We start from the raw sequence: 21759 nt of genomic DNA, 5'->3' as shown, positions 1-21759 counted from the left end.
AGAGAACCGTATGTCGAATCCCGGCGAGGCCGACCTCACGCCGATCACGTCGCACCGGCAATTGGCCCTGTGGTTCGCCGCCGGTTCCAAGCCGCGCAATGCCTGGCGGATCGGCACGGAGCACGAGAAGTTCGGCTTCCGCCGCACGGACCTGGCCCCGCCGCCCTACGAGCCCGGCGGCATCCGGGCGATGCTGGAAGGCATCGCCGCCCAAGGTTGGGAGGAGATCCCCGACAATGGCAAGCCGATCGGGCTGAAGCGGGGCGAGGCCTCGGTCAGCCTTGAGCCCGGCGGGCAGTTCGAGCTCTCCGGCGCGCCGATGGCCGACCTGCACGCCGCCAAGGTCGAACTCGCCGCGCATCTGCGTGAGGTGCACGAGGTCGCGGGGCCGCTCGGCCTCGGCTTCGCGCCGCTTGGCTTCCATCCGCTGGCGACACGGGACCAGATGCCGTGGATGCCGAAGGGCCGCTACGCCATCATGCGGAACTACATGCCACGGGTCGGCGGCATGGGCCTCGACATGATGCTCCGAACCTGCACGGTGCAGGTGAACCTGGACTTCGGCGACGAGGCCGACATGGTCGAGAAGCTGCGCGTGTCGCTCGCGCTGCAGCCGCTCGCCACCGCGCTGTTCGCCAACTCGCCCTTCCTGGAAGGCAGGCCGAGCGGATACCTGTCGCTGCGCGGCCGCGTGTGGACCGACACTGATCCCGACCGGACCGGCATCCCGCCCGTCGTATTCGAGCAGGGCTTCGGGTTCGAGCGCTTCGCGCAATTCGTCCTCGACGTGCCGATGTACTTCATCATGCGCGAGGGCAGGTGGATCGACGCCGCCGGCATCCCTTTCCGCGCCTTCTTGGAAGGCCGGGCCGGCAACGCCCTGGAAGGCCACACGCCGACGATGGGCGACTGGGCCGACCATGTGACGACGGTCTTCACCGATGTGCGCCTCAAGCGCTTCCTGGAGATGCGCGGGGCGGATGCCGGCAATTTCGGGATGCTGATGGCCAAGCCCGCGTTCTGGACCGGGCTGCTGTACGACGACGCCGCGCAGAAGGCCGCCGCCGCGCTGATCCGTGGCTGGGACGTCGCCGCGATCCGCGCGCTGCGGATGGACGTGCCGAAGCGCGCGCTGAAGGCGACGCTGGCGGGCCGCACGCTGCGCGACATCGCGCGCGAGGTGCTGGCGATCGCGCGCGACGGGCTGAAGGCACGCGCGCTCGGCGAGGAGGTCTACCTCGCCCCGCTCGAGGAGATCGCGCAAAGCGGCATCACCCAGGCCGAGCGCTGGCTGCAGCGCTACGACACCGCCTGGGGCGGCGACGCCGGCCGGATCTTCGGGGAGGCCGAGGTCTGACCGCTCCAGGCCGGCATCGCGTTCCTGTGTTCGCGCCACGGCGCCCTGAGAATTAATCTCGCCGGGCGTCCGCACGAGGACCAAGGCGATGCCCCAGCACGAAGCCTGGCAGCTGCAGGGCGACGCGGCGGCGCTTTATGAGCGCCACCTCGTCCCCGCCATCACGGCTGTCTGGGCTGCCGATCTGGTGGAGCGGGCCGCCCCTGCTGCCGGCGAGGGCGTGCTCGACCTTGCCTGCGGCACCGGGATCGTCGCGCGCCTCGCGGCCGCGCGGATGGGGTCGGGCGAGGTCATCGGCCTGGACATCAACGCGCCCATGCTGGCCGTCGCGCGTTCGCTGCCCGCGCCCCCCGGCGTACGCGTCGCGTGGCAGGAGGGCAGCGCGGTTGCCATCCCGCTTCCGGAGGCGCGCGTCGATCTGTGCCTTTGTCAGCTCGGCCTGCAATTCTTTCCCGATCGCGCGGCGGCGCTGCACGAGATCGCGCGCGTGCTGCGCCACGGCGGGCGGCTCGCGCTGAGCGTCTACGACGCGATCGAGACGACGCCGCTTGCCCATGCGCTTGCGGAGGCGCTCGACCGGCGCATCGGCCCCGGCGCCTCCGCGACGAAGCGGGCGGAGCACGAGCTGTCGGATCCCGCGGTGTTGCGGGGCCTGGCGATGGCGGCCGGATTCCACGACATCTCAGTCCGGCGGGTCACGCAGACCATCCGCTTTCCTTCCGCGGCGCTCTACGCGCGCATCCAGCTCACCGCGACGCCGCTCGCCGCGCTGGCGGCAGGCCTGGGCGAAACGGCACGCGAGAGGCTGGCGGACGCCATTGCCGGCGACATCGCCGCCGCGCTCGGCAGCGTGGACGGCGAGGTCGTCTCCCCGGCGGGCGGCCTGGTGCTCCAGGCGCGGCGCTAGCTCACGGGCTCCGGCTGGCGCGCGTTGGGGAAGAAGAGCTGCTCGCCATTGATCCGGTAGGACGCGATCGCTTCCTGGCCCGCGGGCGAGACCAGCCAGTCCACGAAAAGCTGGCCGTCCGCGGCCTTCACATGCGGGTGGCGCTGCGGGTTCACCAGCATCACGCCATACTGGTTGAACAGCCGCGCATCGCCCTCGACCAAGATCCTGAGGTCCTGGCGGTTGCGGAAGCTGAGCCAGGTCCCGCGGTCGGTCACGACGTAGGCGCCCTGCGCGGCGGCGGTGTTCAGCGCCGGACCCATGCCCTGGCCGATCTCGCGGTACCAGGCGCCGCGGCCGCCGGCGGGATCGACGCCGGCGACCTGCCAGAGCCGAAGCTCCGCGGCGTGCGTCCCGCTGCGGTCGCCGCGGCTGACAAAGGGCGCGTGCGCGGCGGCGATGCGGCGCAGCGCCTCGGCACTGTCGCGCAGGCCCGCTATCCCCGCGGGATCGGTGCCGGGGCCGACGATCACGAAGTCGTTGAACATGACGTGCCGGCGCGGACCGCCGAAGCCCTCGGCCACGAAGCGCTCCTCGGCGGCGCGGTCATGGACGAAGACCACGTCGGCGTCGCCGCGCCTACCCACATCCAGCGCCTGGCCGGTGCCGAGCGCGACGACCCGCACCGCGATCCCGGTCTCCCGCGTGAAGATCGGCAGGATATGGCCGAACAGGCCGGACTGCTCGGTGCTCGTGGTGGAGGCGACAGTGATCGTGCGCTCCTGCGCCCCGGCGGCGATGGGCAGGGCGACCAGCAGGGCAAGCATCACGCGGCGGAGCATGGCGTTTCCCGGTCCCGTCAACCGCCAGATGGCGTGGCCTGCGCCGCCGGTCAAACCGCTTGCGTTGCAAGCCATGCCGCGATCTGCCGGACGCTGCCGGTCGGAACCGCCGGCACTGCGTCGTGTTCCGCTGCGATACCCCCGGGAGACGTCGCATGCGAGCACTGGCCTGGCACGGGAAGGAGGACATTCGCTGCGACAGCGTCCCCGACCCGCGCATCGAGCACCCGCGCGACGCAATCATCCGCGTGACCTCCTGCGCGATCTGCGGATCTGACCTGCACCTCTACGACAACATGATCCCCGCCATGAAGTCCGGCGACATCATGGGCCACGAGACCATGGGCGAGGTGATGGAGGTGGGCGCCGAGGCGAAGGGCTCGCTCAAGGTCGGCGACCGCGTCGTCATCCCCTTCACCATCACCTGCGGCGAATGCTGGCAGTGCCGGCGCGGCAACTTCTCGCTCTGCGAGAGGACCAACCGCAACGCCGCGATGGAGGAGAAGGTCTTCGGCCGCGTGGGCGCAGGGCTCTTCGGCTACACGCAGCTGACCGGCGGCTATGCCGGGGGGCAGGCGGAATACCTGCGCGTGCCCTTCGCCGACCAGACGCACATCAAGGTGCCGTCCACCCTGACCGACGAGCAGGTGCTGTTCCTGTCGGACATCCTGCCGACGGGCTGGCAGGGTGCCGTGCAGTGCGACATCCAGCCCACCGACACCGTCGCGATCTGGGGCGCCGGTCCCGTCGGGCTGATGTGCGTGATGTCGGCGGTGCTGCTCGGCGCGAAGCAGGTGATCTGCATCGACCGCGTGCCGGAGCGGCTCGCCATCGCGCGCGCCAACGGCGCCATCACGATCAACTTCGACGAAGAGAGCGTGATGGACCGCATCGACGAGCTGACAGATCGCAAGGGCCCGGAGAAATGCATCGACGCCGTGGGGATGGAGGCGCATGCGACCGCCACGCTCGACAGCGTCTATGACCGCGTGAAGCAGGCGGTGATGCTGACCTCCGACCGCGCGCATGTGCTGCGCGAGATGATCTACCTCGCGCGGCCCGGCGGCGTGCTGTCGGTGCCCGGCGTCTATGGTGGCCTGGTCGACAAGTTCCCGATGGGCCTGGTGATGAACAAGGGCCTGACCATCCGCACGGGCCAGACGCATGTGAAGCGCTGGACCGGCGACCTGCTGCGGCGGATCGAGGAAGGGCAGATCGACCCGTCCTTCGTCATCACGCACAAGGTGCCGCTGGAGAGGGGACCGGAGATGTACAGGACCTTCCGTGACAAGAAGGATGGCTGCGTGAAGGTGGTGCTGAAGCCATGACCGGTCGCACGCATCGCGGCTCCGCCGGCCGGATGGCCTGGGGTCTCGGCTGGTTCTCGATCGGGCTCGGGGTGCTCGAACTGGCGGCCGCGCGGCCGCTGGCCCGTTCGCTCGGGCTGCGCGGGGCGGAGAACCTGGTGCGCGCCTATGGCCTGCGGGAGATCGCGACCGGCATCGGCATCCTGACCGCGCGCGACCGGCGGCCCTGGATCATGGGCCGCGTTGCCGGCGATGCGTTGGACGCGGTCACGCTGCTGGCAGCGGCGCCGCGCGGATCGGCCTTCGGCACGGCAACGGCGTTGGCCTCGGTCGCCGGCGTCGCAATCTTCGACCTGCTCTGCGCCGAAGCGCTGCGCACCGAGGAAGGCGACCGCGCCGGGCATCGCCGCGCGGCCCGTGCCTACGCCGCGCGCAGCGCCTTCCCGCACGGCACCTGGACCACGCGCGGCCAGGCTGGCGACTTTGAGCCGCCGGCGGACTTCCGGATCCCGGAGCCGTTGCGGCCGTGGGCTGCGGCCTAGACTCGCTTCGCTGCCATGACCGCGGCGCTGCTCCCGGCGCCCACGATCCAGCCCCAGGCCCGCAGCAGCGCGCCGGTCACGCCGCCATGCAGGTCGCGCGCCTCGTCGCGGTGGTGCACTTCCTCCGCCTGGCAGGTCGCGAGCAGGGCGCGGATCTCGGGATGGATCCCCTCGGCGTCCAGGCGGTCGAGCTGCTGCTGGTAGTGGTGGTCCACGAAGGTCTCGACGGCGTCGATCGTGACGTGCACCGCGCGCGGGCCGAACAGCGCGGGCAGCGCCCCGGTCAGGAAGCCCGCGACCTTCCAGACCGGCAGCAGCAGCGACCGCTTCGCGGGCGGGAGCAGCTCCTCCAGCAGGTCGAGGTGTCCCTGCTCCGTCGTGCCGTGCCGCGCGGCGAAGTCGCGCAGCGCCTCGTCGCGTGTGACCGCGACGATGCCGCGATAGATCATCACTGCGCCGGTCTCCCCGGCGTGGTCGCTTCGCAATTCCCGCGCCAGCCAGGGTGGGATCGGCGGCAGCGAGGCGAGCGGCGGGGCGCGGAGCGGCTTCGTGGCATGCGTCATGGCGGCGCGGATGTGATGCGTACCTCGCAACCCGCAAGCGTCTTCCCCCGCATCCGCATCGCGGCGAAGGTGGCGCCATGGCTTCCTCCCCCCTCGCCGCGACGCTCGCGCGCACCGGCGCGCCGCGCATCGCGTCCTTCATCGTGACGGTCTGGGGCGATGCGGTCGCGCCACGCGGCGGCTCGCTCTGGCTCGGATCGCTGCAGGCGATCCTCGACCGGTTCGGCTGCACGCCGGGGCAGGTACGCACGGCCATGTCGCGCCTGACCGAGGAAGGCTGGCTGGCGCGCAATCGGGTCGGGCGGCACTCCTTCTACCGCCTCGGCCCGCGCGGCGAGAGCAGCTTTGCCGCGGCCGCTGCCCGCATCTATGCCGGCCGGCCCGAGGACTGGGACGGCCGCTTCCGCCTGGTGCTGTTCCCCGACGCGGAGGCGCGGGAGGCGCTGGCCGCGGCGGGCTTCGGCAGCCTGCCCGGCGGGGCGATGGTCGGCCTGCGCGGCGATCCCGCCCTGCTGCCGCGCCGCCTGCCTGTCCTGATCGCCGAGGGCCGCGCCGGCGAGGATGCCCGGTTGCTCGCCACGAGGGCCTGGCCGCTCGAGGCGCTGGCGGAGGGCTATGGCCGCTTCCTCGATGCCTTCGCACCCGTCGAACTGCTGCCCATTCCGCCGGAGGAGGCGCTGCCGCTGCGCCTGCTGCTCGTCCATGAATGGCGCCGCCTGGTGCTGCGCGATCCTCGCCTGCCCGCGGCCCTGCTGCCGGAGGCTTGGCCGGGCACGGCGGCGCATCGGCTGGCGGCGACGCTCTATCGCCACCTCACGCCGGCAGCCGAGGCCTGGCTTGACGCGGAGGGCCGGAACGAGGAGGGCCCGCTGCCGCCGTCCGAGGCGGATGGCCGTTTCGCAGGTTAACGCGTTACGGATTTCACTTGCATCCGTACAATTTTGTGACATATTGCGGCCTACCGAGGCGGAGGAAGCGGCGGGATGTACACCCAGGCGCTGAACCAGAGGGATACCGGCCCGCAGTTCGCGGAGGATCCGGAGCGGCTCGCCCGCTTCGAGGCGCGCGTCGCAGCCGAGGACAAGGTCGAGCCGAACGACTGGATGCCGGAGGCCTATCGCCGGACCCTGACGCGACAGATCAGCCAGCACGCGCATTCCGAGATCGTCGGCATGCTGCCCGAGGGCAACTGGATCACCCGCGCGCCGAGCCTGCGCCGCAAGGCCGCGCTGCTGGCCAAGGTGCAGGACGAGGGCGGCCACGGGCTGTACCTCTATGCCGCCGCGGAGACGCTGGGCACGAGCCGCGAGGAGCTGATCGAGCAGCTGCTGAGCGGGAAGGCGAAGTACAGCTCGATCTTCAACTACCCCACGCTCACCTGGGCCGATATCGGCGCGATCGGCTGGCTGGTGGATGGCGCGGCGATCATGAACCAGATCCCGCTCTGCCGGACGAGCTTCGGCCCCTATGCCCGGGCGATGATCCGCATCTGCAAGGAGGAGAGCTTCCACCAGCGCCAGGGCTACGAGATCATGCTGACGCTGGCGCGCGGCACGGAACAGCAGAAGGCGATGGCGCAGGACGCGCTGGACCGCTGGTGGTGGCCGTCGCTGATGATGTTCGGCCCGCCGGATGCGCAGAGCTCGCACACCGACACCTCCATGCGCTGGAAGATCAAGCGCTTCACCAACGACGCGCTGCGCCAGCAATTCGTCGATGCGACGGTGCCCCAGGGCCACTATCTCGGCCTGACCTTCCCTGACCCCAAGCTGCGCTTCAACGAGGCGACGAAGCACTGGGAATTCGGCGAGATCGACTGGGAGGAGTTCCGCCAGGTGCTGGCGGGCAACGGCCCCTGCAACCGCGAACGCATGGAAGCGCGCCGGAAGGCGCATGACGAGGGCGCCTGGGTGCGCGAGGCCGCGCTGGCGCATGCCGCGAAAAGGCGCGCGCGCAAGGCGGCCGCCCCGAAGCTCGCCGCGGAGTGACAGCCATGACCGAAGCCAGGATGCCGATCTGGGAGGTCTTCATCCGCGCCCGCGCGGGCCTGGCGCACCGCCATGCCGGCAGCGTCCACGCGCCCGACGCCGAGATGGCGCTGCAGGCCGCACGCGACACCTACACCCGGCGTGGCGAGGGACTTTCCATCTGGGTGGTGCCGAGCGTAGCGATCACCGCGAGCGATCCCGCCGACAAGGACAGCCTGTTCGAGCCGACGGCGGACAAGATCTACCGGCACCCCACCTTCTACGAAGTGCCCGACGAAGTGGGTCACATGTGATGACGACGATCGCGCTGGCGGAGACGCCGCTGCTGAACGCCGTGCTCGCGCGGGCCGACGACGCGCTGGTGCATGCGCATCGCCTGTCCGAATGGGTCGGCCAAGCGCCGATGATCGAGGAGGACCTGGCGCTGGGGAACGTCGCGCTGGACCTGCTGGGCCAGGCGCGCAGCCTCTACCAGTATGCCGGCGCGATCGAAGGTGTCGGCCGTTCCGAGGACGACTACGCCTATCTCCGCGACGCGCCGCGCTTCGGAAACCTGCTGATGCTGGAACAGCCGAACGGCGACTTCGCCTGCACGATCGCGCGGCTGTTCCTGCACAGCGCCTTCCTGCATCCGTGGTGGCAGGCGGCGATGGCGTCCACCGACGCGACGCTCGCCGCGATCGCGGCGAAGGCGGAGAAGGAAGTCGCGTACCACGTCCGCCATGCCGGCGAGTGGCTGATCCGCCTTGGCGACGGGACGGAGGAAAGCCACCGCCGCGCGGCCGATGCGCTGGACCGGCTCTGGCGCTTCACCGGCGAGATGTTCACGCCCGACGATGCCGACCTGGTCGCGGGTGGCGTGCTGCCTGACGTCGCAGCGATCCGGCCCGTATGGGATGCGACGGTCGCGCGCGTGCTGGCGGAGGCGACGCTCGACCGCCCTGGGGATGGCTGGATGCAGACCGGCGGGCGGCGTGGCGTGCACACGGAATCGCTCGGCCACATGCTGGCGGTGATGCAGCATCTGCAACGCGCCTATCCCGGGGCGACGTGGTGAGCGTCCTTCAATTCCCTCCCCCGCAAGCGGGGGAGGGCCAGGGTGGGGGTGCTTCGTCACCGACGCCCTCATCTTCCGCACCCCCACGATCTTCGGCACCCCCACCCTCTCCCTCCCCCGCTTGCGGGGGAGGGAACCGCGAAGCCGGGGAGGAGAACTCTCTCCGCCAACGCGCCCTCGCCATCGCGGGCGAGATCCCCGACCCCGAGATCCCCGTCCTCTCCATCGCCGACCTCGGCGTCCTGCGCGATGCGCGCGTCACCGACGCCGGCACCGTCGAGATCGACATCACGCCCACCTATTCCGGCTGCCCCGCGATGAACATGATCGCCCTGAACCTCGAGGCCGCGCTCGCCGCAGAGGGCATCGACGCGCGCGTGAAGCTCGTGCTCTCCCCGGCCTGGACCACCGACTGGATGACCCAGTCCGGCCGCGACAAGCTCCGCGCCTACGGCATCGCGCCGCCCGCGCCCAAGGCCTCGCGCCGCGCGCTGTTCGGCATGGACGAGGACCTCGCCTGCCCGCGCTGCGGCAGCAGCGAGACCGAGAAGCTCTCGGAATTCGGCTCCACCGCCTGCAAGTCTCTCTGGCGCTGCACGGCCTGCAAGGAGCCCTTCGACCACTTCAAGTGTCTGTAGCGGGGCACCACGCATGAACGCTGTCACGTCCACCCGCTTCCACCCGCTGCGCGTGACGCGCATCGACCGCGAGACCCTCGACGCCATCGCCGTCACGCTGCAGCCGCCGCCGCACACGGAGGACCTGTTCCGCTTCACGCCGGGCCAGTACCTCACGCTGCGCCGCGTCGAGGATGGCAAGGAACTGCGCCGCAGCTATTCCATCTGCGCGGGCCTCGACGAAGGCGCGCTGCGCGTCGGCATCAAGCGCGTCGAGGGCGGCCGCTTCTCCGCCTGGGCGGTGGACCACCTCAAGCCCGGCGACGTGATCGACGCGATGCCGCCCGAGGGCCGCTTCGGCATGATGCCCGACCCCGCCGCGCCGCCACGCACCATCCTTGGCATCGCGTGCGGCAGCGGCATCACGCCGGTGCTCTCCATCGCCTCGTCGGTGCTGGCACGCGAGCCGAACAGCCGCGTCGTGCTGCTCTACGGCAACCGCAGCGGCGCCGACATCATGTTCCGCACCGCGCTCGAGGAGCTGAAGGACCGCCACCTCGACCGCTTCGCCGTCGTGCATGTCCTCTCCCGCGAGAAGCACGAGCTCGACAGCCTGCACGGGCGCCTGGACGCGGCGCGCATCCAGGCGCTGCTGCCCGGCCTGGTGCCGCCGGGCGCGATCGCCGAGGCGTTCCTGTGCGGCCCGACGGGCTTGGCTGACGCCGCGACCCAGGCGCTGACCTCGCTCGGCCTGCCCGCGGCGCACATCCATGCCGAGCACTTCACGCCGGCGCCCGGCGCCGCCCCGCGCCCCGCGCCCGGCATCGCGCCCGGTGCGAAGCCCGTCGCGATGGCCGACATCACCATCGACGGCGTCACGCGCCGCATCCCTCTCGCAGACGGCGAGACGGTGCTGGAAGCCGGGCTGCGCGCCGGGCTCGACCTGCCGTGGTCCTGCCGCGGCGGCATGTGCTGCACCTGCCGTGCGAAGGTGGTCGAGGGCGAGGTGGAGATGGCGACGAACTACTCGCTGCAGCCCTGGGAGATCGAGGCCGGCTTCGCCCTGACCTGCCAGAGCCGACCGAAGACCGACCGCCTGGTCGTGGATTACGACGCCACCTGAAGGCGGCGACGCCTCAGTCGGGCGTCGCGCCAGTCGCCCGCACGATCGGCGCCCATTTCGCGGTCTCGTCGCGGATGAAGCGCGCGAGCTCCTCGGGCGATGATTGCAGCGGCTCCACCCCATGGCGGGCCAGGTGCGACACGATGTCGGGGTCGGTGACGGTGGCGCGCATTGCGGCGTTCAGCCGCTCCACGATCGGCGCCGGCAGCCCGCGCGGGCCGAGCAGCGAATACCAGTTGCCGACCTCGTAGCCCGGCAGGGTCTCGGCCACCGTCGGCACGTCGGGCAGGATCGCGGTGCGCCGCGCCGTTGGCACCGCCAGCGCGCGAAGCTTGCCCGCCTCGATCTGCGGGATGGCGGTAGGCGCGGTGGAGAAGGCGAAGTCCACCTTGGCACCGACCAGGTCGGTCATTAGAGGTCCGCCGCCGCGATAGGGCACGTGGACCGTCTTGATGCCCGCCATCTGGTCGAGCAGCGCGCCCGCCAGGTGCCCCGCGCCGCCGACGCCGGACGAGCCATAGGTGATGGTGTCGGGCCGCGCCTTGGCCGCGGCGATCAGCTCCGCGACCGAGCGCCAGGGCCGGTCGGCGGGCACCACCAGCACGTTCAGGATGTTCCCGGCCATGGCGATGGGCTGCAGGTCGGTTTGCGGGTTGAAGCCAAGATTGCTGTAGAGCGTCGGATTGATCGCCAGCGCGCCGATCGTGCCCATCAGCAGGGTGTAGCCATCGGCCGGCGCGCGGATCACGAGTTCGGTCGCAAGGTTGCCGCCGGCGCCGGGGCGGTTGTCCACGACGATCGGGCCGTTCAGCGCCTGCTGCAGCCGGGGCTGCATGGTGCGCGTCGTCAGGTCCGTCCCGCCGCCCGCGGCAAAGCCGACAACGATGCGGATTGGGCGGTTCGGGTAGTCGGACTGCGCGGCGGCCGGGCGGATCGCGACGAGCGCGATACCCGCGGGCAGGCCGAGCGCGAGCGTGCGGCGGCGCATGGTTTCCTCCTCGGTGTTGTTGACGCGCCCCTTACAGGAGCGAGCCCCCGCCGGGAAGCGCGGTCACTGCTCTCGCCAGGGATGCTGGTTCCACAGCGCCTGGTAGCGCGCCTGCAGCGCCCGGAGTTCGGCGAGGTAGGCGTCAGGGCCGAGGAAGCGCAGCGGCAGGCTCTGCTGCACCGCGACCGCCTGGAATTCCGGGTCCTCCACCGTGCGCCGGACCGACAGCGCGAGGCGCTCCAGCACGGCCGGCGGCATGCCCGCGGGCGCGGCCATGCCGCGCATCGAGCCCTCGACGACGTCGAAGCCCATCTCCTTCAGGGTCGGCACGTCGCCGGCGGGCTGCCAGCGCGTCTCGCCCATCTGCGCGAGCGCGCGCATCGTGCCCTGACGCGCATCGGCAACGCCCTCGGCCATGTTCATCACGCCGACCGGGATCGCGCGGGAGAGCAGGTTCTGCTTCACCTGCGCCGAGCCCGCGAAGGGAACATGCAGGAAGGAGGTGTTGGACGCGCGCTCCAGCGCCAGCATGGCGAGGTGGTCGTCGGAGCCGATCCCGGTCGTGCCATAGCCGATGGTCCCCGGCCGCTGCCGCGCCGCGGCCAGCAGGTCGGCCAACGTGCGATAGGGGCTGTCGGCCATGACCCAGAGCCCGCCGGGATCGTCCACGATGTTCCCGATCAGCGTGAAGTCGGTCAGGGTGAAGCGGGTGCGGCGCTCGATCGGGAGCGTGACGATGTGCGGCGTGTTGATGAAGCCGATGGTGGTGCCGTCGGGCCGCGCGCGGGCGAGCTCGGTGAAGCCGATCTCGCCGCCGGCGCCCGGCCGGTTCAGCACGACGACCGAGGCGCCGAGGTCCTTCTCCATGAAGCGCGCGATGGTGCGCGCCGCAAGGTCGGTGCCGCCCCCGGCCGCGAAGGCCACGATCATGGTGATGGAGCGATCCGGCACCCAGGCGCCCTGGGCCAGGGCAGGGGACACCAACGGCGTCGCGGCGAGCAGCAGGCGGCGTCGCGTGAGCATGGTCGTTCTCCCGTTGTCCGGACGCCTGCTATCGCGTGGTGGGCCGCGGCGGAAGAGGCCTACTCCGCGGCCTGAAGCCGGCTCGGCAGGCGGAAGCTGACATCCTCGGTGATGCCGGGCAGCGGCGCGACATCCCCGGCACCCAGCGCGCGGAGCGCTGCGATCACCTCCTCCACCAGCCATTCCGGAGCGGAGGCGCCGGCGGTGAGCCCGACGTTGCGCGCGCCCGTCACCATCGCGTTGGTCAGCGCGCCGGCATCGGCGATGAGGAAGGCGCGCGCGCCGCATTCCTCCGCGATCTCGCGCAGCCGGTTGGAGTTGGAGCTGTTCGCGGCACCCACCACCAGCACGACGTCGCAGACCTTGGCGAGGTCGCGTACCGCGGCCTGGCGGTTCTGCGTGGCGTAGCAGATGTCGCGCGTGCCGGGCCCGACGACGTCGGCGAAGCGCGCCTTGATCGCCTCGATCACGTCCTTCGTGTCGTCCACGCTGAGCGTGGTCTGGGTGACATAGGCGACCTTGCGGTCGGCTGGGATGGGCAGGGCGGCAACATCGGCGGCGTCGGCGACCAGGTGCACCTCGCCGTCGATCTGGCCGAGCGTGCCCTCGACCTCGGGGTGGCCGTCATGGCCGATCAGGATCACCGCGCGGCCGTCCCTGGCGTAGCGGCGGCCCTCGACATGCACCTTGGTCACCAGCGGGCAGGTCGCGTCCAGCACGTCGAGGCTGCGGTCGGAAGCGAGCTTTTCCACCACGCGGGCGACGCCATGGGCGGAGAAGATGGTCAGCGCGCCCTCCGGCACCTCGTCCAGCTCGTTGACGAAGACGGCGCCCTTGGCGCGGAGGTCCTCGACGACGTGGCGGTTATGGACGATCTCGTGGCGGACATAGACGGGGGCGCCATGCAGCGTCAGCGCACGCTCCACGATCTCGATCGCGCGGACGACGCCGGCGCAGAAGCCGCGCGGCTCGGCGAGCAGGATCCGCATGGATGTGTCCATCCCCCGTGACAGGCTGCTCCGAAGATGGGGGAGTTTGGCCAGGACGGGAAGGGTTTTCAGCCCAGGGTGTCGAGCCGGGCTGACAGCGTGGCGGGTTCGGGCGCGCGGGGATCGGCCAGTTCGGGCAGGCGCTCTTCGATGGAGCCTCGGTCGAGCAGGCGCGCCTCCACGGCGGCCCGCAGCCGGGCGATGTCCTTCTCCCGCCCGCTCCCGCCCGCTCCCGCCCGCTCCCGCCCGCTCCCGCCCGGCGCAGAGCTTGGCGACGGCCAGGTCCACGAGGTCGAGGCAGAGTGCCTTGACACCCGGCGCATCGGCGCTGGTGTAGGGGATCAGGCGGTCGCGCCGGCCCGTGGGCAGGATAGCGGTCTCCGGGCCGACGCCGTCGACGTGGAGAGCACATCTGACAGGTCTTTCGGATCGGGGACGCCGTCCGGATAGATGTCCACCTCGCTGGTGAGCATCATCGCAAGCGGCAGCCGCGGCTGTGTTGCGATCGCCGAGCCGCTGCCGATCATGACGAACCGGTCGTGGTTCAGGATGGCGGCCGAGGAGCGCCGCATGTGGTCCACGCCGGCGCGCTTCAGCATCAGCCAGCCATCCCGTCCAGCAGTTCCGCGACCTGCCGGGCCGTGATGACGCCGAAGGGCGGGCAGGTTTCCCGCAGATACTGGCCGCGCGGGGTGTCTTCCGTCAGGCGATCCGCGATCTCGGCCGGGGCGCCCGTCAGCAGTTCGTCCCAGATCGCGAGGTAATGCGCGGCATGCGGGTCATCGCGCCAGAAGCGGTCGATGAAGGCCCGCGCCTCGTCGATGACGGCCGGCGTGTCGACGATGCGGCGTGCCACGAACTCCGCCTTAAGGTACTGCAGATGCTCGTGACGATCATGGAACCGCATGGGCCGAAGATGGCGCGGCCCATCCGGTGAATTTAAGGAAGACCGCTGTCAGGCCGCGTCCTCGCGCCGGTCGCGGGCCTTCACATAGGCGACCGAGGCGTGCTCCGGGCAGTAGGGCTTGCCCATGATCGCGTCCGACGAACAGAAGCGGAAACCCGGCTTGCCGGGCTCGCCGATCGGCCAGCAGCAGGACCGCGTCGCCGACAGGCGCGGGAAGCTTCGCACCACCGCGGGCTGCGGCGGGGGCGAGGCCACCGGCGCCACCGCGACCGGTGCCGGCATGACCGGCGGCAGCGTGGTGCGCGGCGCCACCGGCGGGCGCGGGGTTCGCGGCTGGGCCGGGCGCGGCGCCGCGCCCAGCGTCTCGCGCCGGATCGGGCTCGGGCGTGCCGGCAGGCTCAGGCGATGCGCCTTGCCCACCACCGCATTTTTCGAGATGCCCATCCGGCGACCGATCTCCGCCGTGGAATGCCCCTCCGCCCACAGCGCCTTGAGCCGCTCGATCGCCTCCGCGGTCCAGTCCATGCCCGGAACCTCCCCTAAAGCCCCCCAACACCAGATACGGTAGGGCAACGCAGGGGCCGGACACAAGTTCTGGTTTCTGTCAGCGCGCTGAAATCTGTGGATGGATTCGCGGAAAACCCCGTGGACAAGGCCTGCGCTTCGCGTGGATCGCAAGGGCAAGCGACCAAATGCGACGCTGCGGCGCAGCAAGCGTGCGGAGACGAGAAGGGGACTGGCCGCCCCTTCCTTCACTCCACCGTCGCGTTGGCCACCCTGACGATGCCGGGCCAGCGAGCGCTTTCCTCGCGGATCAGCGCCGCGAAGGCCTGCGGCGTGCCGCCACGGAGGTCAAAGCCCTGGCTCGCCAGGCTGTCCGCGACATCGGGCTTCGCCAGCGCCTCGGCCAGGACGGCGTTGAGCCGTGCGACCACCGGCTCCGGCGTGCCGGCCGGCACCAGGATGCCCTGCCAGGTCACGACGTCGAAGCCGGGCAGGCCCTGCTCCGCGATGGTCGGGACCTCGGGCAGGGCGGCGCTGCGGTTCAGGCCGCTGACCGCCAGCGCCTTCAGCCGGCCGCCACGGATATGCTCGATGGCCGCAGGCAGCGTGACCAGCAGCGCGTCCAGGTGGCCGGCTACCACGTCCACCACGGCGGGTCCGCCGCCGCGATAGGGGACGTGGGTGAAGGCAACGCCCGTGCGCTGCGTCAGCACCGCGCCGGCGAGATGCCCGATCGAGCCATTGCCCTGGCTGCCCATGCTCATCGTGCCCCCCTCGCGCCTTGCGAGCGCCAGGAAGCTCGCGAGGTCGGTTGCCGGGCTAGAGGGATGCACGACCAGCACCTGCGGCGCGCGCACCAGCTCGATCACGGGCGCGAAGTCGCGCACGGGGTCGTAGCCCACGCGGCGGTAGAGTGAGGGGTTGATGGTCAGCGGGTCGGAGCCCACCAGCAGCGTCAGCCCGTCCGGCCGCGCGCGGGCCACCAGCTCGAAGGCGAGGTTCGACCCCGCGCCGGGGTGGTTCTCCGCCACCACGGGCTGGCCGAGCGCCGGCGAGATCGCGCGGGCGAAGGTGCGGCCGAGGATGTCCAGGCTGCCGCCGGGCGCGACGGGGATGATCACCCGCAGCGGCCGGTCGGGCCAGCTGGCCTGGGCATGGGCGACCGGGGCGAGGGCGGCGGCGCCGAGCAGGCCGAGCAGGCTGCGGCGGGGTAAGGGAGAGAGCGAGTTCATGGAAAGGCGTTCTGCCGTTCCTCTGAAATGATGCAAGCGAAAGATTTTCGTGCTACCCGGAAGGCAGGAAGCAATGACGGAGTTCCAAGATGGCGGGTATGGCGGAGTTGGACCGCATCGACCGCGAGATCCTGCGCCTGCTGATGCAGGACGCCTCCCGCTCGCTCGCCGAGATCGCGGGCGAGGTCGGCCTCACCCCCACCCCCTGCTGGAAGCGTATCAAGCGCATGGAGGAGCAGGGCGTCATCACCGGCCGGGTCGCCCTGGTGGACCCGCAGCGCGTCGGCCTGCCGATCTCGGTCTTCGTCGCGGTGGAGACCGGCGACCATTCCGCCGACTGGATCAGCCGCTTCGCCGCCGCGGTGGACAGCCTGCCGGAGATCGTGGAGTGCTGGCGGCTCGGCGGGGACGTGGACTACCTGCTCAGGGTCGTGGTGCCCGACATGGCGGGATACGACGCCTTCTACCGCCGCTTCGTCGCGGCGGTGCCGGCGCTGCGCAAGGTCACCGGCCGCTTCGCGATGGAGCGGGTCAAGGGAACGACAGCGCTGCCGATATGAGCGCCCACGGTGGTTCCGTGGCGGAGGCATGACGGCTAGAACCGTCGCATGTCCCGCCCGGTCCGAATCGCCCCCTCGCTGCTCGCCGCCGATTTCGCGCGGCTGGGCGAGGAGGTGCGCGCGATCGAGGCCGCCGGCGCGGACTGGCTGCACCTCGACATCATGGACGGGCATTTCGTGCCCAACATCAGCTTCGGGCCGGGGCTGGTGAAGGCGCTGCGACGGCACAGTGCCATGCCGTTCGACGTGCACCTCATGATTGCGCCGGCCGATCCCTTCCTCGCGGCCTTCGCCGAGGCCGGTGCGGACTGGATCAGCCTGCACCCCGAGGCCGGGCCGCATCTGCACCGCTCGCTGCAGACCATCCGCGCACTGGGGAAGAAGGCGGGCGTGGTGCTGAACCCGGCGACGCCGCTGGCGGCGGTGGAGACGGTGCTCGACCTCTGCGACCTCGTCCTGGTCATGTCGGTGAACCCGGGCTTCGGCGGGCAGTCCTTCATCCGCTCCCAACTCGCCAGGATTGCGGCGCTGCGCGCGATGATCGATGCGACGGGGCGCGAGATCGCGCTGCAGGTGGATGGCGGCGTCACCGCCGAGACCGCGCGGGACTGCATCGAAGCCGGCGCCGACGTGCTGGTCGCCGGCACCGCCGTCTTCGGCAAGCCGGACTACAAGGCCGCGATCGCCGCGATCCGGGGACGCTGAGATGGAAGGCATCCTCCGCGGCGCGCGTCGCATCCTGGCGAACCTCAAGCCGATCAAGGTGCCGGACGGTCCCGCGCGCGCCTTCCGCGACCTCTGGCCCGGCGACGCCGCGCGCGGCGCCCGCCTGCTGCGCGGCGAGTTCGAGGTGATGGGCACGGTCCGCCCGCTGCGGCCGGCCGAGCAGGACGGGTTGCTGGATTGGGGCCAGCAGGGCGGCAGCCCCGCCTGGCGCGCCGCGGCGCACGGCTTTGCCTGGCTGCGCGACCTCCGCGCTCTCGGCACCGACGCCGCGCGGCTGCGCGGGCGCGCGCTGGCTTCTGACTGGCTGTCGCTGGGCGGCGATCCGCTGGCCGAAGCGCCGGAGGTCGCCGGCGCGCGGATCTCCGCCTGGCTTGGGCATTGGGATTTCCTCGCCGCCACGGCGGACGACGCCTTCCGCAAGGCGCTGATGCAGCGCATGGCGCAGGACGCCCGCCAGGTGACCGCGGAACTCCCGGCCGAGGCGCAGCATCGCGGCGCGCTCGTCGCGCTGAAGGGCGCGATGGCCGCGGCGGTGGCGCTCGAGGAGGAGACCTGGCTCGGCCGTTGCGTGCGCTTCCTGCCCGCCGAACTCGAGCGGCAGTTCAACCCGGATGGCGGGCATGTCGAGCGCAGCCCGACGCAGCAGCTCGCCGCGTTGCAGGACGTGATCGAGATCCGCAACCTGCTGCACGGCGCGGGGGTGGAGGCGCCGCCGATCCTGAACGCCGTGCTGGACCGCGCCGCGCCGGCACTGCGGCTGCTGCGCCATGCCGATGGCGGCCTCGCGCTGTTCAACGGCACGCGGGAGGAACAGGCCGCGATGCTCGACCTCGCGCTGACCCAGGCGCAGTCGCGCGGCCGCGCGCCGAGCGCGCTGCCCGACACCGGCTTCCACCGCCTGGCCGCGAGCCGCACGCTGGTGATCTGCGACGTCGGCGCGCCGCCGCCCGGCAAGCGGGAGGCTGCGCCCGGCGGGCTGCCGCGCGGCGCCGACCGCTTCGCCCATGCCGGCACGCTGAGCTTCGAGATGTCGGTCGGCCGCGACCGGCTGATCGTGAATTGCGGCGCCGCGCCGGCTGCCGAAGGCGAATGGCGCGACGCGATGCGCGCGACCGCCGCGCATTCCACCCTGGTCCTCGCGGACACCAATTCCAGCGAGCTGAAGCCCGAAGGCCTCGGCCGCCGCGTGGACAAGGTCGAGGCCGACCGGCAGGAGGCGAACGGCGCGCAGTGGCTGGAGGCCATGCATGATGGCTGGCTGCGGCAATACGGGTTGCGGCATCGTCGGCGTCTGTATCTGTCGGAATCCGGCGACGATCTCCGCGGCGAAGACGTGCTGGAGCCCGACCGGGAGGTCGAGGTGCCGGGCTTCGCCATCCGCTTCCACCTGCATCCCGCGGTGGTCGCGAGCCTGCAGCAGGACGAGGCCGGCGTGCTGCTGCGCCTGCCCTCCGGCGTGGGCTGGCGCCTCCGCGCGAAGGGCGCGCGCGTCGCGATCGAGGAGAGCATCCACCTGGCCGCGGAGCCGCGGCGCAGCCAGCAGGTCGCGCTCTATGCCGAAGCCGGCGCCGCCAGCGTGCAATGGGCGATCAGCCGCGTGACGATGCAGGGGCCGGGCGAGGGCTAGGTGGGACAGCAAACGGGCCGCGAATGCGGCCTCGCGCGCAGCGCAACCTGGATCCCACGCGCAACCGCGCGTAGGCGCGACAGCCAGGCGCCCGGAGGGCGCGCCGGCGCCTGAGGCAAGATGAAGATCCTCGAAGTCACGAACGTCGACTTCTCGCTGCGCCACTTCCTGCTGCCGTTGATGCGCGGCCTGAGGGACCGCGGCCACGACGTGATCGGCGCCTGCGCGGACGGGCCGCTTCTCGACATCCCCCGAGGCGAAGGCTTCCGGGTCGAGCACATCCCGATGGCGCGCAGCTTGAACCCCGTCGCGCAGGCGAAGTGCCTGGCCGCGCTGGTCTCGCTGATCCGCCGCGAGAAGCCGGACATCGTCCACGCGCACATGCCGATCAGCAGCCTGATCGCGCGTTGTGCCGCCTGGCTCTGTGGTGTCCGCTGCATTGCCTTCACCTGCCACGGCTTCCTCTTCAACCAGCCCGGACCGGCCTGGCGGGCCAAGCTGTCGCTGGTCCTCGAGCGCCGCGCGGGCCGTGTCACCGACGTCTTCCTCACCGTCAGCGAGGAGGAGGCCGGCGACGCCCGCCGCCTCGGCATCCATCCCAACCCGATCCCCATCCTGAACGGGCGCGACCCCGCGCTATATCACCCCGATGCCGAGGCGCGCGCCGCGATCCGCGCGGAACTCGGCGCGAAGCCCGACGACTGCGTCGTCGTCGCGGTCTCGCGCCTGGTGCGCCACAAGGGCTATCCGGAACTACTGCAGGCCATGCAGGCGACGCCCGCGAACTGCGTGCTCTGGGTCGTCGGCGAGCGGCTGGCGACCGACCATGGCGAGGATCTCGATCCGCATTTCTCCCGCGCCGAGGCCGCGCTGCCCGGCCGCGTGAAGCGACTGGGCTACCGGCACGACGTCGCGCGGGTGCTGGCCGCGGCGGACGCCTTCGCCCTGCCCTCGCATTTCGAGGGCCTGCCGATGTCCATCATCGAGGCCATGATGACCGGCCTGCCCGTCGTCGCGACCGACATCCGCGGCCCGCGCGAACAGGTCGTGGATGGCGAGACCGGCTTCCTGGTCCCGCCGCTGACGGTCGAGCCGCTGGCCGAGGCGCTGTCGAAGCTGGCCGCCGACCCCGCGCTGCGTCGCCGACTCGGGGATGCCGGGCGGGCGCGCGCGCTCGACCGCTTCGATGAACCCAAGATCATCGCGAAGACCGTCGCGCTGCTGGAACAGGGCGCCCCTTCGCCGGCCGCATAGGTGAAGGCGGTTTCATCCGCAGCCCGTTGCCGCCCGCGGCGTTGGGCGCGATACGGCGCCATCACGACCTCCCTCGAGGCCTCCGAATGACCGACCGCCTTCCCGTCCGCCGCGCCCTGCTCTCCGTCTCCGACAAGACGGGCATCGTGGAGTTCGCGCGCTTCCTGGCGGCCCAGGGCGCCGAGATCCTGTCCACCGGCGGCACCGCGAGCGCAATCCGCGCGGCGGGTATCCCCGTCAAGGACGTCTCGGAGCACACCGGCTTCCCCGAGATCATGGATGGCCGCGTGAAGACGCTGGTGCCGCAGGTGCATGGCGGGCTGCTGGGCAGGCGCGACCTGGCCGAACACCTCGCCCAAATGGAGCAGCACTCGATCGCGCCGATCGACCTGGTCGCGGTCAATCTCTACCCGTTCGAGGCCACCGTCGCGAAGGGCGCGGATTTCGGGACCTGCATCGAGAACATCGACATCGGCGGCCCCGCGATGATCCGCAGCGCCGCGAAGAACCACGACAGCGTCGTGGTGATCACCGACCCCGAGCAGATCGCCGAGGTGCGGGCCGAACTCGAGGAAGGCGGCACGACGCTGGCGCTGCGTCGCCGCCTGGCCCACGCCGCCTACGCGCGCACCGCGTCCTATGATGCGGCGATCTCCACCTGGTTCGCGGGCCAGCGCAACGAGACCTTCCCGCCGCGGCTCGCCGTCGCCGGCGTGCTGCGGCAGTCGCTGCGCTACGGCGAGAACCCGCACCAGGCCGCGGCCTTCTACGTGGACGGCTCGGCGCGCCCGGGCCTCGCCACCGCGGAGCAGGTGCAGGGCAAGGAACTGTCCTACAACAACCTCAACGACACCGACGCGGCCTTCGAATGCGTGGCGGAATTCGACCGGCCGGCGATCGTCATCGTCAAGCACGCCAATCCCTGCGGCGTGGCGGAGGCTGAGGATCTCTCCGCGGCCTGGGACCTCGCGCTGCGCTGCGATCCCGTCTCGGCCTTCGGCGGCATCGTCGCGGCGAACCGGAGCCTGGATGCGGCGGCGGCGGAGCGCATCACCGCGATCTTCACCGAGGTGGTGGTCGCACCCGATGCCGACGCTGCCGCCAAGGCCATCTTCGCGAAGAAGAAGAACCTGCGACTGCTGCTGACGGGCGGCATGCCCGATCCCGCGACGCCGGGGTTGCTGGTGAAGTCGGTCGCCGGCGGCTTCCTCGCGCAGACGCGCGACAACGGCCGGATCGTCGCGCCCGACCTACGCGTCGTCACGCAGCGCGCGCCGTCCGATGCGGAGATGACGGACCTCCTCTTCGCCTTCCGCGTCTGCAAGCACGTCAAGTCGAACGCGATCGTCTATGCCAGGGGGCTGGCGACCGCCGGCATCGGCGCCGGCCAGATGAACCGCCTGGAGTCCGCGCGCATCGCGGCCTGGAAGGCGGAAGCCGCGGCGCAGATTGCGAAGCTGCCGGAGAGCCTGGCGAAGGGGTCGGTCGTCGCCTCCGATGCGTTCTTCCCCTTTGCCGACGGGCTGGAAGCCGCCGCAGCGGCGGGCGTCACGGCCGTGATCCAGCCCGGCGGCTCGATCCGGGACGCCGAGGTGATCGCCGCGGCCGACAACGCCGGCCTCGCGATGGTGTTCACCGGCATGCGCCACTTCAGGCACTAGACTCAA

At 71.4% G+C, this 21759-nt stretch carries 24 protein-coding genes; 15 read left to right on the top strand and 9 right to left on the bottom strand.

All coding sequences use genetic code 11. From position 1 onward, the window contains the following. The first annotated feature begins 10 nt into the window (after positions 1-10). Positions 11-1357 carry a glutamate--cysteine ligase gene (locus ACLF3M_RS20705; RefSeq protein ID WP_430658876.1) on the top strand — a complete coding sequence of 449 codons (1347 nt, stop codon included), beginning with the start codon at positions 11-13 and terminating at the stop codon, positions 1355-1357. Between the two features lie 88 nt (positions 1358-1445). After that, the gene (locus ACLF3M_RS20700) at positions 1446-2264 is read left to right on the top strand and encodes a class I SAM-dependent methyltransferase (RefSeq protein ID WP_430658875.1); all 819 of its coding nucleotides are present in this window, start codon (positions 1446-1448) and stop codon (positions 2262-2264) included. On the opposite strand, the gene ACLF3M_RS20695 is transcribed toward ACLF3M_RS20700, so the two are convergent. Then, entirely contained in the window at positions 2261-3085 is an 825-nt protein-coding gene (locus ACLF3M_RS20695; RefSeq protein WP_430658874.1) for a substrate-binding domain-containing protein, read from the bottom strand. The two genes, ACLF3M_RS20700 and ACLF3M_RS20695, sit on opposite strands and share 4 nt — an antisense overlap. A gap of 155 nt (positions 3086-3240) precedes the next feature. Here ACLF3M_RS20695 and ACLF3M_RS20690 point away from each other — a divergent pair, with 155 nt between their 5' ends. Both ACLF3M_RS20690 and ACLF3M_RS20685 read left to right on the top strand, forming a co-directional pair. Next, positions 3241-4413 (top strand): zinc-dependent alcohol dehydrogenase, encoded by a 1173-nt coding sequence (locus ACLF3M_RS20690; protein ID WP_430658873.1) that lies wholly within the window; start codon positions 3241-3243, stop codon positions 4411-4413. Further along, positions 4410-4934 carry a hypothetical protein gene (locus ACLF3M_RS20685; protein WP_430658872.1) on the top strand — a complete coding sequence of 175 codons (525 nt, stop codon included), beginning with the start codon at positions 4410-4412 and terminating at the stop codon, positions 4932-4934. Before ACLF3M_RS20690 ends, ACLF3M_RS20685 begins: the two co-directional genes overlap by 4 nt. On the opposite strand, the gene ACLF3M_RS20680 is transcribed toward ACLF3M_RS20685, so the two are convergent. Continuing rightward, on the bottom strand, positions 4931-5497 hold the full coding sequence (locus tag ACLF3M_RS20680) for a demethoxyubiquinone hydroxylase family protein (RefSeq protein ID WP_430658871.1): 567 nt from the start codon (positions 5495-5497) through the stop codon (positions 4931-4933). The genes ACLF3M_RS20685 and ACLF3M_RS20680 overlap by 4 nt on opposite strands. A 77-nt stretch (positions 5498-5574) precedes the next feature. On the opposite strand from ACLF3M_RS20680, the gene ACLF3M_RS20675 reads away from it, so the two are divergent. From ACLF3M_RS20675 to ACLF3M_RS20650, 6 genes are all read left to right on the top strand, one after another. Next, the gene (locus tag ACLF3M_RS20675; protein ID WP_430658870.1) at positions 5575-6405 is read left to right on the top strand and encodes a PaaX family transcriptional regulator C-terminal domain-containing protein; all 831 of its coding nucleotides are present in this window, start codon (positions 5575-5577) and stop codon (positions 6403-6405) included. A 75-nt stretch (positions 6406-6480) separates the two neighbouring features. Further along, on the top strand, positions 6481-7485 hold the full coding sequence (gene paaA / locus ACLF3M_RS20670) for a 1,2-phenylacetyl-CoA epoxidase subunit PaaA (protein ID WP_430658869.1): 1005 nt from the start codon (positions 6481-6483) through the stop codon (positions 7483-7485). Positions 7486-7490: 5 nt separating this feature from the next. Then, positions 7491-7778, top strand: coding sequence for a 1,2-phenylacetyl-CoA epoxidase subunit PaaB (gene paaB / locus ACLF3M_RS20665; RefSeq protein WP_430658868.1), 288 nt, complete (start codon positions 7491-7493; stop codon positions 7776-7778). Then, positions 7778-8542, top strand: coding sequence for a 1,2-phenylacetyl-CoA epoxidase subunit PaaC (gene paaC, locus ACLF3M_RS20660; protein WP_430658867.1), 765 nt, complete (start codon positions 7778-7780; stop codon positions 8540-8542). Before paaB ends, paaC begins: the two co-directional genes overlap by 1 nt. Continuing rightward, positions 8536-9180 (top strand): 1,2-phenylacetyl-CoA epoxidase subunit PaaD, encoded by a 645-nt coding sequence (gene paaD / locus ACLF3M_RS20655; protein WP_430658866.1) that lies wholly within the window; start codon positions 8536-8538, stop codon positions 9178-9180. The genes paaC and paaD overlap by 7 nt, the downstream gene beginning before the upstream one ends. 13 nt (positions 9181-9193) lie before the next feature. Continuing rightward, positions 9194-10282: a 2Fe-2S iron-sulfur cluster-binding protein gene (locus ACLF3M_RS20650; protein WP_430658865.1), complete on the top strand. Its 1089-nt coding sequence runs from the start codon at positions 9194-9196 to the stop codon at positions 10280-10282. A 13-nt stretch (positions 10283-10295) separates the two neighbouring features. Here the strand turns inward: ACLF3M_RS20650 and ACLF3M_RS20645 are convergent, their stop codons facing one another. The 7 genes from ACLF3M_RS20645 to ACLF3M_RS20615 form a co-directional block, all read right to left on the bottom strand. Then, the gene (locus tag ACLF3M_RS20645; RefSeq protein WP_430658864.1) at positions 10296-11270 is read right to left on the bottom strand and encodes a Bug family tripartite tricarboxylate transporter substrate binding protein; all 975 of its coding nucleotides are present in this window, start codon (positions 11268-11270) and stop codon (positions 10296-10298) included. 63 nt (positions 11271-11333) lie between these two features. Beyond that, on the bottom strand, positions 11334-12293 hold the full coding sequence (locus tag ACLF3M_RS20640; RefSeq protein ID WP_430658863.1) for a tripartite tricarboxylate transporter substrate binding protein: 960 nt from the start codon (positions 12291-12293) through the stop codon (positions 11334-11336). A 59-nt stretch (positions 12294-12352) separates the two neighbouring features. Continuing rightward, a complete protein-coding gene (gene ispH / locus ACLF3M_RS20635) occupies positions 12353-13282 on the bottom strand; it encodes a 4-hydroxy-3-methylbut-2-enyl diphosphate reductase (RefSeq protein WP_430658862.1) in 930 nt (309 codons plus the stop codon). 341 nt (positions 13283-13623) lie between these two features. After that, positions 13624-13881: a hypothetical protein gene (locus tag ACLF3M_RS20630; protein WP_430658861.1), complete on the bottom strand. Its 258-nt coding sequence runs from the start codon at positions 13879-13881 to the stop codon at positions 13624-13626. Beyond that, positions 13881-14189 carry a hypothetical protein gene (locus ACLF3M_RS20625; RefSeq protein WP_430658860.1) on the bottom strand — a complete coding sequence of 103 codons (309 nt, stop codon included), beginning with the start codon at positions 14187-14189 and terminating at the stop codon, positions 13881-13883. Before ACLF3M_RS20625 ends, ACLF3M_RS20630 begins: the two co-directional genes overlap by 1 nt. Before the next feature lie 48 nt (positions 14190-14237). Then, complete coding sequence (locus ACLF3M_RS20620; protein WP_430658859.1) at positions 14238-14714, bottom strand: GcrA family cell cycle regulator; 477 nt, start codon at positions 14712-14714, stop codon at positions 14238-14240. A gap of 227 nt (positions 14715-14941) precedes the next feature. Continuing rightward, entirely contained in the window at positions 14942-15925 is a 984-nt protein-coding gene (locus tag ACLF3M_RS20615) for a Bug family tripartite tricarboxylate transporter substrate binding protein (protein ID WP_430658858.1), read from the bottom strand. A gap of 89 nt (positions 15926-16014) precedes the next feature. On the opposite strand from ACLF3M_RS20615, the gene ACLF3M_RS20610 reads away from it, so the two are divergent. The 5 genes from ACLF3M_RS20610 (at position 16015) to purH (ending at position 21753) form a co-directional block, all read left to right on the top strand. Then, entirely contained in the window at positions 16015-16485 is a 471-nt protein-coding gene (locus ACLF3M_RS20610; RefSeq protein ID WP_430658857.1) for an Lrp/AsnC family transcriptional regulator, read from the top strand. 48 nt (positions 16486-16533) lie between these two features. Next, positions 16534-17190 carry a ribulose-phosphate 3-epimerase gene (gene rpe / locus ACLF3M_RS20605; protein WP_430658856.1) on the top strand — a complete coding sequence of 219 codons (657 nt, stop codon included), beginning with the start codon at positions 16534-16536 and terminating at the stop codon, positions 17188-17190. A 1-nt stretch (position 17191) separates the two neighbouring features. Further along, positions 17192-18838: a heparinase II/III family protein gene (locus ACLF3M_RS20600; protein WP_430658855.1), complete on the top strand. Its 1647-nt coding sequence runs from the start codon at positions 17192-17194 to the stop codon at positions 18836-18838. A gap of 120 nt (positions 18839-18958) precedes the next feature. Continuing rightward, positions 18959-20092 (top strand): glycosyltransferase family 4 protein, encoded by a 1134-nt coding sequence (locus ACLF3M_RS20595; RefSeq protein WP_430658854.1) that lies wholly within the window; start codon positions 18959-18961, stop codon positions 20090-20092. Between the two features lie 86 nt (positions 20093-20178). Then, positions 20179-21753 (top strand): bifunctional phosphoribosylaminoimidazolecarboxamide formyltransferase/IMP cyclohydrolase, encoded by a 1575-nt coding sequence (gene purH, locus ACLF3M_RS20590; protein ID WP_430658853.1) that lies wholly within the window; start codon positions 20179-20181, stop codon positions 21751-21753. The last annotated feature ends 6 nt before the right edge of the window (positions 21754-21759 follow it).

The organism is Falsiroseomonas sp. HW251, from assembly GCF_050563545.1.
Taxonomy (GTDB): domain Bacteria; phylum Pseudomonadota; class Alphaproteobacteria; order Acetobacterales; family Acetobacteraceae; genus Falsiroseomonas.
Note: the sequence above shows the minus strand (reverse complement) of the source record. Positions and strands in the feature narration are given on the sequence as shown.

Bases quoted from the DNA above. Each gene is read 5' to 3' on its own strand.
- ACLF3M_RS20705 (WP_430658876.1), top strand. From the start codon at position 11: ATGTCGAATCCCGGCGAGGCCGACCTCACGCCGATCACGTCGCACCGG.
- ACLF3M_RS20700 (WP_430658875.1), top strand. From the start codon at position 1,446: ATGCCCCAGCACGAAGCCTGGCAGCTGCAGGGCGACGCGGCGGCGCTT.
- ACLF3M_RS20695 (WP_430658874.1), bottom strand. From the start codon at position 3,085: ATGCTCCGCCGCGTGATGCTTGCCCTGCTGGTCGCCCTGCCCATCGCC.
- ACLF3M_RS20690 (WP_430658873.1), top strand. From the start codon at position 3,241: ATGCGAGCACTGGCCTGGCACGGGAAGGAGGACATTCGCTGCGACAGC.
- ACLF3M_RS20685 (WP_430658872.1), top strand. From the start codon at position 4,410: ATGACCGGTCGCACGCATCGCGGCTCCGCCGGCCGGATGGCCTGGGGT.
- ACLF3M_RS20680 (WP_430658871.1), bottom strand. From the start codon at position 5,497: ATGACGCATGCCACGAAGCCGCTCCGCGCCCCGCCGCTCGCCTCGCTG.
- ACLF3M_RS20675 (WP_430658870.1), top strand. From the start codon at position 5,575: ATGGCTTCCTCCCCCCTCGCCGCGACGCTCGCGCGCACCGGCGCGCCG.
- paaA (WP_430658869.1), top strand. From the start codon at position 6,481: ATGTACACCCAGGCGCTGAACCAGAGGGATACCGGCCCGCAGTTCGCG.
- paaB (WP_430658868.1), top strand. From the start codon at position 7,491: ATGACCGAAGCCAGGATGCCGATCTGGGAGGTCTTCATCCGCGCCCGC.
- paaC (WP_430658867.1), top strand. From the start codon at position 7,778: ATGACGACGATCGCGCTGGCGGAGACGCCGCTGCTGAACGCCGTGCTC.
- ACLF3M_RS20650 (WP_430658865.1), top strand. From the start codon at position 9,194: ATGAACGCTGTCACGTCCACCCGCTTCCACCCGCTGCGCGTGACGCGC.
- ACLF3M_RS20645 (WP_430658864.1), bottom strand. From the start codon at position 11,270: ATGCGCCGCCGCACGCTCGCGCTCGGCCTGCCCGCGGGTATCGCGCTC.
- ACLF3M_RS20640 (WP_430658863.1), bottom strand. From the start codon at position 12,293: ATGCTCACGCGACGCCGCCTGCTGCTCGCCGCGACGCCGTTGGTGTCC.
- ispH (WP_430658862.1), bottom strand. From the start codon at position 13,282: ATGCGGATCCTGCTCGCCGAGCCGCGCGGCTTCTGCGCCGGCGTCGTC.
- ACLF3M_RS20630 (WP_430658861.1), bottom strand. From the start codon at position 13,881: ATGCTGAAGCGCGCCGGCGTGGACCACATGCGGCGCTCCTCGGCCGCC.
- ACLF3M_RS20625 (WP_430658860.1), bottom strand. From the start codon at position 14,189: ATGCGGTTCCATGATCGTCACGAGCATCTGCAGTACCTTAAGGCGGAG.
- ACLF3M_RS20620 (WP_430658859.1), bottom strand. From the start codon at position 14,714: ATGGACTGGACCGCGGAGGCGATCGAGCGGCTCAAGGCGCTGTGGGCG.
- ACLF3M_RS20615 (WP_430658858.1), bottom strand. From the start codon at position 15,925: ATGAACTCGCTCTCTCCCTTACCCCGCCGCAGCCTGCTCGGCCTGCTC.
- ACLF3M_RS20610 (WP_430658857.1), top strand. From the start codon at position 16,015: ATGGCGGGTATGGCGGAGTTGGACCGCATCGACCGCGAGATCCTGCGC.
- rpe (WP_430658856.1), top strand. From the start codon at position 16,534: ATGTCCCGCCCGGTCCGAATCGCCCCCTCGCTGCTCGCCGCCGATTTC.
- ACLF3M_RS20600 (WP_430658855.1), top strand. From the start codon at position 17,192: ATGGAAGGCATCCTCCGCGGCGCGCGTCGCATCCTGGCGAACCTCAAG.
- ACLF3M_RS20595 (WP_430658854.1), top strand. From the start codon at position 18,959: ATGAAGATCCTCGAAGTCACGAACGTCGACTTCTCGCTGCGCCACTTC.
- purH (WP_430658853.1), top strand. From the start codon at position 20,179: ATGACCGACCGCCTTCCCGTCCGCCGCGCCCTGCTCTCCGTCTCCGAC.